Origin of the sequence: Streptococcus oralis subsp. tigurinus (assembly GCF_002093575.1) — a bacterium.
GTDB lineage: Bacteria > Bacillota > Bacilli > Lactobacillales > Streptococcaceae > Streptococcus > Streptococcus oralis_CH.
Window position 1 is genome coordinate 210,070 of record NZ_LNVH01000001.1, and the last position, 14,973, is coordinate 225,042.

Sequence of the window (14,973 nt, forward strand, 5' to 3'; positions counted from 1 at the left end):
TGCTTAAGGAGATCAGTTGCTCTTTTTAAAAATATAGATTTTACTGAAAATATAATTAAGCACAATAATCAAGATTTGTGCTAGGATGGTTTCAACCGTATTAACCCTATCTATATTATATTCGACAAACTGACCAATAACATTAGGAAAAGTTGTAACGAAGATATAAGTTAAAAGAACGTCAAGTCCAAGTGTAGAGAGACGAGCTAAGAAAAACTTAGCCAGGCGAGTTGACCAATTTCTTCTCTCTTGTTTAAAGACGATTGTATCATTTGTAAAAAAGGCAAAGAGAATCCCGATAAGATTTGCGAGTACGGTTGCCAGGATTTCCTGGTGGCTGATGTGGTAAATAACCAAACGCGATAAGATAGAAACCAGAGTAGTAGCAGCACCGAAAAATAGGTAGGAGAGGATTTCGTTATCGAAGAAAGCCTTTATTATTCTTTTCATGGTTTTAGTATAGCATAAAGTCCTATATTGTGCTATACTGGTAAGGTTGATAATCTCAACCCTTGGTGCTTAGCTTCTTTCACCAAGCATATTTTACGCGGGAAACCGCCAAAGGAGAAAACATGAAAAAATTAACTGTTCGTGATATGGCAGATATCGCTATTGTCGCTGCTATTTATGTGGTTTTGACCATCACCCCACCGCTGAATGCCATTAGCTACGGCGCCTACCAGTTCCGTATTTCAGAGATGATGAATTTCTTAGCCTTTTACAATCCTAAATATATCATTGGTGTGACGATTGGTTGTATGATTGCAAATTTCTTTAGCTTTGGTCCAATAGATGTCTTTGTCGGTGGGGGCTCTACCCTAGTTTTCCTAAGCCTAGGTGTATGGCTCTTTAGCAAGTACAAGAAAGACTATCTGTTTAATGGTTTGATTCGAAAGGATCATTTCTTCTTTTCAATCCTCTTCTCTATTTCAATGATTACCATTGCAGCAGAACTCTATATTGTTGCAGAAGCTCCATTCTTCTTTACATGGTTCTCTACGGGAATTGGTGAGTTTGCATCACTCATCGTAGGTGCTATTTTAATCGGAAAATTAGGACGCCGAATCGATCTAACAAGATAAGAAGTTTATAAGCTAGATTCTTGATAAATCTAGCTTTTTTCATTCCATAAATTAAAAGAGAGCGCTTGACAAGAACTAGGAACTATAGTATACTTTTTAGGTAAGCTGATTTAGCTCAGTTGGTAGAGCGCATCCATGGTAAGGATGAGGTCGCCGGTTCAATCCCGGCAATTAGCATGATAGAAACGAAATGACCTTGGGAAACCAAGGTTTTTCTTGTACACTTGTATAAATGAAGCGAAGAGTTTTGGCAGTTGACAAAAGTGACTCTATCTAGTAGAATAGTAGTTGCGATGAGTCGATAGGTAGTCTTCGGACTACTATTGAGCATAAGGAGGTCATAACGCAGGAGCGGACCTTGATGAGTTGTGTGAACCTGCTCATCACATGAAGATGCCTCTTAGTCCCTGGTCAATGACTAGGGATTTTTAGTTTTCAGAAAATATAGTCTAAAAATACTTTTCAATTTCTGTAAAAAGTAGTATAATACATCTATTATAGAAATTTTTAGAAAATTCCGAAAGAGGTTATTTATGGGATATACAGTTGCTGTAGTCGGCGCGACAGGTGCTGTCGGAGCTCAGATGATAAAAATGTTGGAAGAATCAACACTTCCAATTGATAAAATCCGTTTACTTGCTTCTGCACGTTCAGCAGGCAAGACTTTGAAATTTAAAGACCAAGATATTACGATTGAAGAAACGACTGAGACAGCTTTTGAGGGTGTTGATATTGCACTTTTCTCAGCAGGTGGTTCGACATCAGCTAAGTATGCACCATACGCAGTTCAAGCTGGAGCGGTAGTAGTAGATAACACATCTTATTTCCGTCAAAACCCAGATGTACCCTTGGTTGTTCCAGAAGTAAACGCTCACGCACTTGATGCCCACAACGGGATTATTGCCTGTCCTAACTGTTCAACAATCCAAATGATGGTGGCGCTTGAACCCGTTCGTCAAAAATGGGGCTTGGACCGCATCATCGTTTCAACTTATCAGGCTGTTTCAGGTGCTGGTATGGGAGCGATTCTTGAAACACAACGTGAACTTCGTGAAGTCTTGAATGATGGTGTGAAACCACGTGATTTGCATGCGGAAATCTTGCCTTCAGGCGGTGACAAGAAACACTACCCTATCGCCTTTAACGCTCTTCCACAAATCGATGTCTTCACGGACAATGATTACACTTATGAAGAGATGAAGATGACCAAGGAAACGAAGAAAATCATGGAAGATGATAGCATCGCAGTGTCTGCAACCTGTGTACGTATTCCAGTCTTGTCAGCTCACTCTGAATCTGTTTATATCGAAACAAAAGAAGTGGCACCAATCGAAGAAGTGAAAGCAGCCATCGCAGCCTTCCCAGGTGCTGTTCTTGAGGATGACGTAGCGCACCAAATCTATCCTCAAGCTGTCAATGCAGTGGGTTCGCGTGATACTTTTGTTGGTCGTATCCGTAAAGACTTGGACGCTGAAAAAGGAATCCACATGTGGGTTGTTTCGGATAACCTTCTCAAAGGTGCTGCTTGGAATTCAGTTCAGATTGCAGAAACTCTTCACGAACGTGGATTGGTTCGTCCAACAGCTGAATTGAAATTTGAATTAAAATAGTCATATCGTTTAGGAGTTCAGATGAACTCCTTCTTTGAATAGAGAGGTATTTTCATGTCTTATCAAGATTTAAAAGAGTGTAAAATCATCACGGCCTTTATTACCCCCTTCCATGAGGATGGTTCTATCAACTTTGATGCCATTCCAGCCTTGATTGAGCATTTATTGGCCCATCACACAGACGGCATTCTTCTAGCTGGAACGACTGCTGAGAGTCCAACTTTAACCCACGATGAAGAGTTGGAACTCTTTGCAGCTGTACAAAAGATTGTCAATGGACGCGTTCCTTTGATTGCAGGTGTAGGTACCAATGATACACGTGACTCGATCGAGTTTGTCAAAGAAGTAGCAGACTTTGGTGGTTTTGCTGCTGGGCTTGCGATCGTACCATACTACAACAAACCTTCTCAAGAAGGCATGTATCAGCACTTTAAAGCGATTGCAGATGCTTCTGACTTACCTATTATCATCTATAACATCCCAGGGCGTGTAGTAGTGGAATTAACTCCAGAAACTATGCTTCGTTTGGCTGACCATCCAAATATCATCGGTGTCAAAGAATGTACTAGCTTGGCTAATATGGCTTACTTGATTGAGCACAAGCCAGAAGAATTTTTGATTTATACAGGTGAGGACGGAGATGCTTTTCATGCCATGAACCTTGGTGCGGATGGGGTTATTTCTGTTGCCTCCCATACAAATGGAGATGAGATGCACGAGATGCTCACTGCCATTGCAGAAAGCGACATGAAAAAAGCGGCAGCTATTCAACGTAAATTCATTCCTAAGGTCAATGCCCTCTTCTCTTATCCAAGTCCTGCTCCAGTTAAGGCAGTTTTGAACTACATGGGATTTGAAGCCGGTCCAACTCGTCTGCCTCTAGTTCCAGCACCAGAAGAAGATGCCAAACGCATTATCAAAGTTGTCGTAGATGGCGACTACGAAGCAACTAAGGCAACCGTAACAGGTGTCCTTAGACCAGATTACTAATAAAAACAATAAAATCCATGACCGCAAGAACGATCATGGATTTTGCTTATTTTCCTAAACAGAATTGGCTAAAGAGTTGGGTAATGAGTTCATCAGGTGCGGCATCTCCAGTGATTTCACCGAGAATTTCCCAAGTACGGGTCAAGTCAACTTGAAGCAAGTCAACTGGCATCCCCAGTTCAAGACCTTGGTTAACAGCTTGTAAGCTTTCAACGGCCTTTTCAATCAAGGAAATATGACGGGCATTAGACAGGTAAGTGGCATCTTGCTCGACCAAACCAGCATTTTCAAAGAAGAGGTTGTTGATTCTCTCTTCGATCTTATCGATGTTTTGATTTTTAAGAACGGAAATGCGGATGACATCTTTAGGGAGTTCTGAAGTTTCAATCGCTTCAGGAAGATCAGTTTTATTAAGTATAATAATGCGGTTGGTGTCCTGACTGATTTCTAGAAGTTGTCGATCTTGGGCTGTTAGAGGCTCACTAGCGTTTAGCACTAGTAGTACCAAGTCAGCTTCCTTGAGGGCTTTTCTCGAACGCTCAACACCGATTTGTTCCACGATATCATCTGTTTCCCGAATACCGGCTGTATCAATCAATTTGAGAGGAACACCATTGATGTTGACGTATTCTTCGATGACATCACGGGTGGTACCAGCGATGTCCGTTACGATAGCCTTGTCTTCACGAAGGAGATTGTTGAGAAGACTGGATTTCCCAACGTTGGGACGACCGATGATGGCGGTGGCAATTCCTTCACGGAGGATTTTGCCACGCCGAGCTGTTCGAAGGAGATTGGTTAGCAATTGTTCAAACTCCATAGTCTTCTCGCGGACAACAGCAGTGGTAGCTTCCTCAACATCATCATACTCAGGATAGTCGATATTGACCTCAACTTGGGCAAGTGTATTGAGGATTTCTTGGCGAGTATTATTGATAAGATCAGAAAGGGAACCATCTAGTTGCTTAACTGCAATGTTCATAGCCTTGTCAGTCTTGGCGCGGATAATGTCCATCACCGCCTCAGCCTGTGTCAAATCCACACGACCGTTTAGAAAGGCGCGCTTGGTAAATTCACCAGGTTCTGCCAACCGAGCTCCTTCACGGATAGCTAGCTGGAGAATCTCATTGGTCACCGCAATCCCACCGTGGGTGTTAATCTCGATAATGTCCTCACGAGTGAAGGTCTTTGGAGATTTCATGGCCCCAACCATAACCTCGTCCATAACCTTACCAGTTTGAGGGTCAACGATGTGACCGTAGTTAAGAGTATGGCTGGCAACCTTACTCAAGTCTTTTCCTTTAAAAATCTTTTGCGCAATGGCAAAACTGTCAGTTCCGCTCAAGCGGACAATACCAATGGCTCCTTCACCTAGTGGAGTAGAGATAGCAGCAATGGTATCAAATTCATGTGTAATCATACTAATTCCTTTTGTATTTCTTTTCTTAGGATAGGTATCCAAGCATCTCTTCAAATTGTAACAAAATTAGACTATTTCTTCAATGGATGCTACTTGGAGATTGAAAAAGCCTAAGCAATTCTGCTTAAGCTAGCTTATTTGGTGCGCATTTCTCCTTGTGGGAAGTAAGTCCCTTCTGGCATGTCGTTGATGATAACATGGACAGCAGATTGAGGTGCTCCAGTGTTGCGGACAATAGCTTCCGTTACTTCCTTAGCAAGAGCTTTCTTTTGCTCGAGCGTGCGACCTTCAAATAAATCGATGCGTACAAATGGCATAATAGCTTCCTCCACTAGTTTTTGATTTCTTCTATTTTACCACATTTTGCCGTTTAAAGCTTCAGAAAATTATGATATACTAGAATGTAGCAAAAATTTAGAAATGGACGTGAAATAGAAGCATGGCACAGTTGTATTATCGTTATGGGACCATGAACTCTGGTAAGACGATTGAGATTCTCAAGGTGGCCTATAACTACGAGGAGCAAGGAAAGGGAGTTGTGATTATGACTTCTGCTCTGGATACGCGTGACGGTGTTGGCTATGTGTCGAGCCGAATCGGCATGAAACGCCCAGCCATTGCGATTGAGGAAACGACGGATATCTTCGGCTATATCCGAGACTTACCTGAGAAACCATACTGTGTGCTAGTCGATGAGGCCCAGTTTCTCAAGCGTCACCACGTTTACGACCTAGCTCGTGTTGTTGATGAGTTAGACATACCTGTCATGGCTTTTGGTTTGAAGAATGACTTTCGAAATGAACTATTCGAAGGTTCCAAATACCTCTTGCTCTTAGCAGACAAGATTGAAGAAATCAAGACCATCTGTCAGTACTGTAAGAAAAAGGCGACTATGGTGTTGCGTACGCATGATGGTGTGCCAGTCTATGATGGCGAACAAATTCAAATTGGTGGTAATGAAACCTATATCTCGGTTTGCCGTAAACATTATTTTGCGCCAATGATAACATCTAACAAGGAGCACAACTATGACAATTGAACTAAGAGATGTTGCAATGGAAAATTATTTTGATGTTTTGAATTTGGATGTCAAGGAATATCAAAAACAATTCATTGCAACCAACGCAATTAGTTTAGCTGAAGCATATGTCTACACTAAAAATGGAGATTTTGTAGCTCCATTGGCAGTTTATGATAATGATGCAATTATAGGTTTTGTGATGATAGCTTATGATAAAAAGATCGGAATCAGTAGTGGAAATTATTTACTATTTCGTTTTATGATTGATAAGAATTTTCAAAATCAAAGATATTTTAAACCAATTATGGATAAAGTGCTGGACTATGTTCGGACAGCGCCAGCAGGTTTAGGCAATAAACTTTGGTTGTCTTATGAACCAGAAAATGAACATGCAAGATCTTGTTACCTCAGTTATGGATTTAAAGAAACTGGGGAAATATTTGAGAACGAAGTAGTAGCAATCTATGATTTAACAATTGAGAATAAGGAGAAAAAATGAACATCTATGATCAACTACAAGCTGTAGAAGACCGTTATGAAGAGTTAGGAGAATTGCTGAGTGACCCTGATGTCGTTTCTGACACCAAGCGATTCATGGAGCTTTCAAAAGAAGAGGCTTCCACTCGTGACACGGTAACAGCCTACCGTGAGTACAAACAAGTCCTTCAAAACATCGTCGATGCCGAAGAAATGATTAAGGAATCAGGTGGAGATGCGGATTTGGAAGAAATGGCCAAGCAAGAGCTCAAAGATGCCAAGGCTGAAAAAGAAGAATATGAAGAAAAATTGAAAATTTTGCTCCTTCCAAAGGATCCAAACGATGATAAGAACATCATCCTTGAAATCCGTGGAGCGGCTGGTGGAGACGAAGCAGCGCTCTTCGCTGGGGATTTGCTAACCATGTACCAAAAATATGCGGAAGCCCAAGGCTGGCGCTTTGAAGTCATGGAAGCTTCTATGAACGGTGTCGGTGGTTTCAAAGAAGTGGTTGCCATGGTTTCTGGTCAGTCTGTATACTCTAAACTCAAGTATGAGTCTGGTGCCCACCGTGTGCAACGTGTCCCTGTGACAGAAAGCCAAGGCCGTGTACATACTTCGACAGCGACAGTCCTTGTCATGCCTGAAGTGGAAGAAGTAGAATACGATATTGATCCAAAAGACCTTCGTGTTGATATCTACCACGCATCAGGTGCTGGTGGACAGAACGTCAATAAGGTTGCGACTGCCGTTCGAATCGTTCACTTGCCAACCAATATCAAGGTTGAGATGCAGGAAGAACGTACCCAGCAGAAAAACCGTGAGAAAGCTATGAAAATCATCCGTGCGCGTGTTGCTGACCACTTCGCACAGATTGCCCAAGATGAACAAGACGCCGAGCGTAAGTCTACTATCGGAACTGGTGACCGTTCAGAACGTATTCGTACTTATAATTTCCCTCAAAACCGTGTCACAGACCACCGTATTGGCTTGACCCTCCAAAAACTAGATACGATTTTATCCGGTAAATTGGATGAAGTTGTGGATGCTTTGGTTCTTTATGACCAAACACAAAAATTAGAAGAATTAAACAAATAATGAAATTAGCTCAATTATTTTCAGATTTTGAAGAAGAGTTGATAAGGCAAGGAGAGGAAGCAGAAAGCCTCTCTTTTGTCTATCGTAGCCTGAAAAATCTCTCTTTTACGGACTTTGTTTTTACCCTTCAGCAAGAGGTAACAGAGGCCGAAAAACAATTTGTAGAAGAAATTTTCCAGAAGTTAGCGTCCCATAAACCAGCTCAGTATATCATTGGTCACGCAGATTTCTTTGGAATGCAGTTAAAAGTAGATGAGCGGGTTTTGATTCCTCGTCCAGAAACAGAGGAGTTGGTGGAGCTCATCTTGGCAGAAAATGCTGAGGAAAGTCTTAAGATTCTAGATATCGGGACTGGAAGTGGCGCCATAGCTCTTGGATTAGCTAAAAACAGACCAGATTGGTCAGTGACAGCAGCAGATATTTCCCAAGATGCCTTAGAGCTTGCATCAGAGAATGCTAAAAATCAAAATCTTAATATATTTTTTAAAAAATCTGATTGTTTTGCAGAAATTTCTGAAAAATATGATATAATTGTATCCAATCCACCCTATATCTCTCGTGAAGATGAGTCAGAGATCGGTTTGAATGTTTTGCATTCGGAACCTCATCTAGCTCTCTTTGCAGATGAGGATGGCCTAGCTATTTACCGCAGAATTGCGGAAGATGCAAAAGACTATCTCAAAGATGGTGGTAAGATTTACCTTGAAATTGGATACAAGCAAGGTCAAAGTGTTCCTGTGCCTTTTAGGAAACATCTTCCTGAAAAACGAGTACGAACACTCAAAGACCAATTTGGTCAAGATAGGATGGTTGTAGTTGATGATGGACAGGATTAAACAAGAGTTGGAAAAAGGCGGAGCTGTCGTTTTGCCTACAGAGACAGTTTATGGTCTCTTTGCTAAGGCCTTAGACGAAAAAGCTGTCGACCATGTTTACCAACTCAAACGTCGTCCCAGAGATAAGGCACTCAATCTTAATGTCGCTTCTCTAGGGGACATCTTGCACTTTTCAAAGAACCAGCCAACTTATCTACAAAAACTTGTAGAGAATTTTTTACCGGGTCCCTTGACCATTATCCTCGAAGCTAATGACAGAGTTCCCTTTTGGGTCAATTCTGGTCTTTCAACGGTGGGATTTCGGATGCCGAGTCACCCCATTACACTGGATTTGATTCGAGAGACAGGTCCTTTGATTGGGCCGTCTGCCAATATTTCAGGTCAGGCAAGTGGAGTGACCTTTGATCAAATTCTAGAGGATTTTGATCAAGAGGTTCTGGGTCGGGAGGACGACGCTTTTCTAACTGGACAGGATTCGACTATTTTGGATTTGTCTGGAGACAAGGTGAAAATCTTGCGCCAAGGAGCGATTAAGCGAGAAGATATTCTTGCACAGTTGCCAGAGATTTCTTTTGAGGAGGAATGAGATGCTTAGAGATTTGCAAGAAACAGATGTGAATGCTATATGTGAGATTAACCAAGAGGCTTTGGGCTACTCTTTTAGTCCACAGGACACAGCTAGTCAACTAGCTAGATTATCTCAGGATTCACATCATTTCCTACTTGGTTATGAGGATGCAGCTAGTCATGTCCTACTTGGATATGTCCATGCCGAGGTTTACGAATCCCTCTATTCCAAAGCAGGATTTAATATCTTAGGCTTAGCGGTTTCGCCTCAAGCACAAGGACGAGGCATCGGTAAAAGCTTACTGCAAGGGTTGGATCAAGAAGCAAAAAGACGGGGCTATGAGTTTATCCGCTTAAACTCTGCTGATCATCGTCTGGGAGCTCATGCATTTTATGAAAAAGTTGGTTATACTTGTGATAAAGTGCAGAAACGGTTTATTCGCATCTTTTAGTATATTTTCTTAAACTAAAGGACCAGTCACACTATAAAGGAGAAGACCTATGATTTTTGACAAAGACGATTTTAAAGCATACGATGCTGATCTATGGAATGCTATTGCCAAAGAAGAAGAACGCCAACAAAATAACATCGAGTTGATTGCTTCGGAAAACGTGGTTTCCAAGGCTGTTATGGCAGCTCAAGGGTCTATCTTGACAAACAAATATGCCGAGGGTTACCCAGGTCGCCGTTACTATGGTGGAACTGATGTAGTAGACGTGGTAGAAACTCTAGCTATTGAACGTGCAAAAGAAATTTTCGGTGCTAAATTTGCCAATGTCCAACCTCACTCAGGAAGCCAAGCCAACTGTGCGGCTTACATGGCCTTGATTGAGCCAGGTGATACCGTTATGGGGATGGATTTGGCAGCAGGTGGACACTTGACCCACGGAGCTCCAGTTAGCTTCTCTGGTCAAACATACAACTTTGTGTCTTATAGTGTGGATCCTGAAACGGAACTTTTGGACTTTGATGCTATCTTGAAACAAGCCCAAGAAGTCAAACCAAAACTAATCGTAGCGGGCGCTTCAGCCTATTCTCACATTATTGATTTCTCTAAATTCCGTGAAATCGCAGATGCTGTTGGGGCTAAGCTTATGGTCGATATGGCCCATATCGCTGGTTTGGTTGCAGCTGGTCTTCATCCAAGCCCAGTACCATACGCTCATATCACGACAACAACGACCCACAAAACCCTTCGTGGACCTCGTGGTGGTTTGATTTTGACAAATGATGAGGACCTAGCTAAGAAAATCAACTCAGCTATTTTCCCTGGTATTCAAGGTGGTCCTTTGGAGCATGTTATCGCTGCTAAGGCGGTTTCCTTCAAAGAAGTTTTAGATCCAGCTTTTAAGGAATATGCTACTAATGTCATCAAAAACAGCAAAGCTATGGTGGAAGTCTTCTTGCAAGATCCTGATTTCCGTATCATTTCTGGAGGGACTGAAAATCACCTCTTCCTAGTGGATGTAACTAAGGTTGTAGAAAACGGAAAAGTTGCTCAAAACTTGCTGGATGAAGTCAATATTACCCTAAATAAAAACTCAATTCCATACGAAACCTTGTCACCATTCAAGACAAGTGGGATTCGTATCGGTTCTGCAGCCATCACTGCACGCGGATTTAGTGAAGAAGAAAGCCGTAAAGTGGCTGAACTCATCATTAAAACTCTTAAAAATGCAGAAAATGAAGCTGTCTTAGAAGAAGTGAGAAGTGAAGTCAAAGCGTTGACAGATGCCTTCCCACTATACGAGGACTAATACTTTTATGGACATTTATATTAAGAAAGCTATTATCCATCAGTTCAGCCCGGATGATACCGAGCTGTTTCTAGCGGATAAGTTTCTCAATATCACTCCAAAAATCGAAGAATACTTACGCAAAAAAATCGAACGCGTGTATTCAGATGAAGCCAAGACTGGGATTTTCGAAGAAGAAAATCCCTTCTTCAATCACATCACAGACGATTTGTTGGAGACATCAGTAACACTGGCTAATCTCTGGAAAGAGGAGTTTAGTATTTCTGAAAATCTCAAGACCAATGACTTGGTTTTTGTTCAGTTTTCTAAAGAAGGTATTGAACATTTCGCTTTCTTGCGAATTGCTCTACGTGAGACCTTGACCCACCTCAGTGGAGAAGTTGATAATCCAATCAAGCTAACTCAGAATAACTTGCCTGGATTTGGAACGGGGGCTGATGAGGCCTTGGTGGTTAATCTTCAAAGTCGCAAGTACCACCTCATCGAGAAACGTATCAAGTACAACGGGGCTTTCTTGAACTATTTTTCAGATAATCTCTTGAACGTTGCTCCTAAGATTTCACCCAAGAAATCCATCAAGGAACTGGAAAAAACGGCCCAGAGAATTGCAGAGTCCTTTAACACAGATGACTTCCAATTTCAATCCAAGGTCAAATCAGCGATTTTCAACAATCTGGAAGAAAGCAATGAACTGTCACCTGAAAAATTGGCTAATGACCTTTTTGATAACAATCTGACAGCTCGCTTGAGCTTTATCGACCAAGTCAAGGAGGCCGTACCAGAACCAGTCCAGTTTGATGAAATTGATGCCAGTCGTCAGCTCAAGAAATTTGAAAATCAAAAACTCTCCTTGTCAAATGGAATTGAGCTCATCGTTCCTAATAACGTCTATCAAGATGCGGAGTCTGTTGAGTTTATTCAAAATGACAATGGAACCTATTCTATCTTAATCAAAAATATTGAGGATATTCAAAGTAAATAATGTTTAAATTTATACGAAGAATGCTAGTGCTAGCAGTCTTCCTTTTTGCTGGTTATAAAGTTTACCGAGTTCACCAAGACGTCAAACAAGTCATGACTTATCAACCCATGGTTCGAGAAATCTTGAGTGAAAAAGATACTCCAGCAAATGAAGAGCTTGTGCTCGCTATGATTTATACCGAAACGAAGGGAAAAGAAGGGGATGTCATGCAGTCTAGTGAGTCTGCAAGTGGTTCAACCAACACTATCAATGATAATGCCTCTAGTATTCGTCAAGGTATTCAAACTCTAACAGATAACCTCTATCTGGCTCAGAGCAAGGGGGTAGATGTCTGGACCGCTGTTCAAGCCTATAATTTTGGACCTGCCTATATCGACTTTATCGCTCAGAATGGCAAGAAAAATACGCTAGCACTGGCCAAGCGTTATTCCCGTGATACTGTTGCCCCAATCCTTGGCAATACCACTGGAAAGACCTATAGTTATATTCACCCTATTTCTATCTTTCACGGAGCTGAACTCTATGTAAATGGTGGAAACTATTACTATTCTAGACAGGTACAACTAAATCTTTACATCATAAAATGTTTCACTTTCTTTTCAACATCTAGCTAGACCAGGTGTTTTTTGCTATAAGTTTTCTTTAAGATTGTTTTATTAATCTAGAAAGGTAAAGGAGGGAATATCCCATGAGAAAGAAATTCTTTCTAACAAGTGCTGCAGTATTGTGGGCTGCAACAGCTATGACAAGCGTCCACGCAGCAACCGATGTTCAAAAAGTAATCGATGAAACCTATGTACAACCTGAATATGTTCTAGGTTCTTCTCTATCTGAAGACCAGAAAAATCAAACTCTTAGCAAACTTGGCTATGACGCTTCAAAAGACACCAAAGATATCAAAACAATGACACCGGATATCTATTCGAAAATTATGAATGTGGCTAATGATGCTAGTCTACAGCTCTATTCATCAGCCAAGATTCAAAAGCTGGGGGATAAGTCGCCTCTAGAAGTCAAGATTGAAACGCCTGAAAATATCACCAAGGTGACGCAGGATATGTACCGTAACGCAGCAGTGACGCTGGGAGTGGAGCATGCAAAAATCACAGTTGCAGCACCCATTCCAGTTACAGGAGAGAGCGCCCTAGCAGGGATTTACTACTCGTTAGAGGCCAATGGTGCCAAAGTACCGCAAGCCAATAAAGACTTGGCCCAAGAGGAGCTAAAAGCCTTATCCGATATTAATGCTGAAAACAAGGACAAATCAGGCTACGATGCCAATAAACTCAATGTCGCTTTGGCAGATATCAAGGCAGGAATCGCAAAGGCAAAAGAAGCCAAAGGCAATCTGACAGAAGAAGATGTCCGCAAAATCGTTGAAGACACGCTAAAAAACTACAAACTCGATCAGGTTATAACAGGAAACCAGGTCAATATCATCATCAATTTTGCACTCAACCTCTCAAAGAGTGACATTTTGAACAATGCTGATTTCACTAAAACCCTAAATGACCTCAAGGAAAGTATTGTTTCCCAAGCTGGAGATAGTTTTAAAAATATCAATCTCAACTTTGATGCCAATAAAGCGCTAGAAGACGGGGGCAACTTCTTTAGCTCCCTTTGGCAAGCGATTGTCAACTTCTTCAAGAGTTTTGGTGCTTAGGTCATTTCATGATATAATAGATGGTAACAGAAATGTTGCCGTCTTTTTTTGTCGGCCGATAGAAAGTGAAAAATATGTTAAAGAAAAATGATATTGTAGAAGTTGAAATTGTTGATTTGACTCATGAAGGTGCAGGGGTTGCTAAGATAGAAGGTTTGGTTTTCTTTGTAGAAAATGCTCTACCAACTGAGAAAATCCTCATGCGTGTCCTCAAAATCAATAAAAAGATTGGCTTTGGGAAAGTGGAAGAATACCTTATCCAGTCACCACACCGTAATCAAGATCTAGATCTGGCTTACCTGCGTTCAGGAATTGCGGATCTAGGTCACCTTGCCTATCCAGAGCAGCTCAAGTTTAAAACCAAGCAAGTCAAAGACAGTCTCTACAAGATTGCTGGTATTACAGAAGTAGAGGTCGCTGAAACGCTCGGCATGGAACATCCGGTCAAGTATCGAAATAAGGCACAGGTGCCCGTTCGTCGAGTGAATGGTATCTTGGAAACTGGCTTTTTCCGTAAGAATTCGCACGACCTCATGCCCCTTGAAGATTTCTTTATCCAGGATCCTGTCATTGACCAAGTCATAGTAGCCCTTCGAGATTTGCTTCGTCGTTTTGATTTAAAACCTTATGACGAAAAGGAACAGTCTGGCTTGATTCGAAATCTTGTGGTGCGTCGCGGGCACTATTCCGGACAAATCATGGTTATCTTAGTGACTACACGTCCTAAAATTTTCCGAGTGGAACAGTTGATTGAACAACTTATCAAGCAGTTCCCAGAGATTGTGTCTGTCATGCAAAATATCAACGACCGAAATACCAATGCGATTTTCGGCAAGGAGTGGAAGACTCTTTATGGTCAAGACTATATTACGGACCAGATGTTGGGAAATGACTTTCAAATATCTGGGCCAGCCTTTTACCAGGTCAATACAGAAATGGCAGAGAAACTTTATCAAACAGCTATTGACTTTGCGGAGTTAAGAGAAGATGATGTGGTGATTGACGCTTATTCTGGTATTGGAACGATTGGATTGTCCGTTGCCAAGCATGTTAAAGAAGTCTATGGAGTTGAGGTCATCCCAGAAGCAGTTGAGAATAGCCAGAAGAATGCTCAACTCAACAATATTTCAAACGCCCACTATGTCTGTGACACAGCAGAAAATGCCATGAAGAATTGGCTCAAGGAAGGTATTCAACCAAGTGTTATATTAGTGGACCCACCGAGAAAAGGACTCACTGAAAGCTTTATCAAGGCAAGCGCTCAAACAGGAGCAGACCGCATCGCTTATATTTCATGTAATGTGGCAACCATGGCGCGTGATATCAAACTCTACCAAGAATTAGGCTATGAATTGAAGAAAGTCCAGCCGGTGGACTTATTCCCACAGACGCATCACGTCGAGTGTGTAAGTTTGTTAGAGAAACGAAGCTAAACATCTCGCTTTTACATTTCAAGGCGAGATGCTTCA

Annotated in this window: 17 protein-coding genes, 1 tRNA gene and 1 riboswitch; of the genes, 15 read left to right on the plus strand and 3 right to left on the minus strand. The window is 41.5% G+C overall.

Features of this window, described 5'->3' with window-relative positions; all coding sequences use genetic code 11:
- Positions 1-12 precede the first annotated feature (12 nt).
- Positions 13-450, minus strand: a complete 438-nt coding sequence (locus ATE37_RS01055; RefSeq protein WP_084867623.1) for a GtrA family protein — start codon at positions 448-450, stop codon at positions 13-15.
- A 28-nt stretch (positions 451-478) separates the two neighbouring features.
- Positions 479-575: riboswitch (PreQ1 riboswitch) on the plus strand.
- Here ATE37_RS01055 and ATE37_RS01060 point away from each other — a divergent pair.
- From ATE37_RS01060 to dapA, 4 genes are all read left to right on the plus strand, one after another.
- Entirely contained in the window at positions 573-1,082 is a 510-nt protein-coding gene (locus ATE37_RS01060) for a QueT transporter family protein (RefSeq protein WP_000737309.1), read from the plus strand. (Overlaps the previous riboswitch by 3 nt.)
- Positions 1,083-1,186: 104 nt before the next feature.
- A tRNA-Thr gene (locus tag ATE37_RS01065) sits at positions 1,187-1,259 on the plus strand.
- Between the two features lie 356 nt (positions 1,260-1,615).
- Positions 1,616-2,692, plus strand: coding sequence for an aspartate-semialdehyde dehydrogenase (locus tag ATE37_RS01070; protein WP_084867221.1), 1,077 nt, complete (start codon positions 1,616-1,618; stop codon positions 2,690-2,692).
- A gap of 54 nt (positions 2,693-2,746) precedes the next feature.
- Complete coding sequence (dapA, locus tag ATE37_RS01075; protein WP_000121601.1) at positions 2,747-3,682, plus strand: 4-hydroxy-tetrahydrodipicolinate synthase; 936 nt, start codon at positions 2,747-2,749, stop codon at positions 3,680-3,682.
- Between the two features lie 46 nt (positions 3,683-3,728).
- Here dapA and mnmE read toward each other — a convergent pair whose 3' ends face one another.
- Both mnmE and ATE37_RS01085 read right to left on the minus strand, forming a co-directional pair.
- Positions 3,729-5,102: a tRNA uridine-5-carboxymethylaminomethyl(34) synthesis GTPase MnmE gene (gene mnmE / locus ATE37_RS01080; RefSeq protein ID WP_084867223.1), complete on the minus strand. Its 1,374-nt coding sequence runs from the start codon at positions 5,100-5,102 to the stop codon at positions 3,729-3,731.
- Between the two features lie 134 nt (positions 5,103-5,236).
- Positions 5,237-5,419: a 4-oxalocrotonate tautomerase gene (locus ATE37_RS01085; RefSeq protein WP_001117397.1), complete on the minus strand. Its 183-nt coding sequence runs from the start codon at positions 5,417-5,419 to the stop codon at positions 5,237-5,239.
- A 122-nt stretch (positions 5,420-5,541) separates the two neighbouring features.
- Between ATE37_RS01085 and ATE37_RS01090 the strand changes: the two genes are divergently transcribed.
- The 11 genes from ATE37_RS01090 to rlmD all read left to right on the plus strand — a co-directional run bounded on the left by ATE37_RS01090 (position 5,542) and on the right by rlmD (position 14,937).
- Positions 5,542-6,141 (plus strand): thymidine kinase, encoded by a 600-nt coding sequence (locus tag ATE37_RS01090; RefSeq protein WP_084867224.1) that lies wholly within the window; start codon positions 5,542-5,544, stop codon positions 6,139-6,141.
- Positions 6,131-6,622, plus strand: a complete 492-nt coding sequence (locus ATE37_RS01095) for a GNAT family N-acetyltransferase (protein WP_084867226.1) — start codon at positions 6,131-6,133, stop codon at positions 6,620-6,622. The genes ATE37_RS01090 and ATE37_RS01095 overlap by 11 nt, the downstream gene beginning before the upstream one ends.
- Positions 6,619-7,698 carry a peptide chain release factor 1 gene (gene prfA / locus ATE37_RS01100; RefSeq protein WP_001028815.1) on the plus strand — a complete coding sequence of 360 codons (1,080 nt, stop codon included), beginning with the start codon at positions 6,619-6,621 and terminating at the stop codon, positions 7,696-7,698. Before ATE37_RS01095 ends, prfA begins: the two co-directional genes overlap by 4 nt.
- Positions 7,698-8,534 carry a peptide chain release factor N(5)-glutamine methyltransferase gene (prmC, locus tag ATE37_RS01105; RefSeq protein WP_084867227.1) on the plus strand — a complete coding sequence of 279 codons (837 nt, stop codon included), beginning with the start codon at positions 7,698-7,700 and terminating at the stop codon, positions 8,532-8,534. Before prfA ends, prmC begins: the two co-directional genes overlap by 1 nt.
- Entirely contained in the window at positions 8,518-9,120 is a 603-nt protein-coding gene (locus ATE37_RS01110; RefSeq protein WP_084867229.1) for an L-threonylcarbamoyladenylate synthase, read from the plus strand. The genes prmC and ATE37_RS01110 overlap by 17 nt, the downstream gene beginning before the upstream one ends.
- 1 nt (position 9,121) lies before the next feature.
- The gene (locus tag ATE37_RS01115) at positions 9,122-9,553 is read left to right on the plus strand and encodes a GNAT family N-acetyltransferase (RefSeq protein WP_084867230.1); all 432 of its coding nucleotides are present in this window, start codon (positions 9,122-9,124) and stop codon (positions 9,551-9,553) included.
- A gap of 49 nt (positions 9,554-9,602) precedes the next feature.
- A complete protein-coding gene (gene glyA, locus ATE37_RS01120; RefSeq protein WP_084867232.1) occupies positions 9,603-10,859 on the plus strand; it encodes a serine hydroxymethyltransferase in 1,257 nt (418 codons plus the stop codon).
- Positions 10,860-10,866: 7 nt separating this feature from the next.
- Positions 10,867-11,841, plus strand: coding sequence for a nucleoid-associated protein (locus ATE37_RS01125; protein ID WP_180382744.1), 975 nt, complete (start codon positions 10,867-10,869; stop codon positions 11,839-11,841).
- A complete protein-coding gene (locus tag ATE37_RS01130; protein ID WP_084867235.1) occupies positions 11,841-12,455 on the plus strand; it encodes a lysozyme family protein in 615 nt (204 codons plus the stop codon). The genes ATE37_RS01125 and ATE37_RS01130 overlap by 1 nt, the downstream gene beginning before the upstream one ends.
- 74 nt (positions 12,456-12,529) lie before the next feature.
- Positions 12,530-13,504: a DUF1002 domain-containing protein gene (locus tag ATE37_RS01135; RefSeq protein WP_001227377.1), complete on the plus strand. Its 975-nt coding sequence runs from the start codon at positions 12,530-12,532 to the stop codon at positions 13,502-13,504.
- A gap of 74 nt (positions 13,505-13,578) precedes the next feature.
- Positions 13,579-14,937 (plus strand): 23S rRNA (uracil(1939)-C(5))-methyltransferase RlmD, encoded by a 1,359-nt coding sequence (gene rlmD / locus ATE37_RS01140; protein WP_084867237.1) that lies wholly within the window; start codon positions 13,579-13,581, stop codon positions 14,935-14,937.
- Positions 14,938-14,973 lie beyond the last annotated feature (36 nt).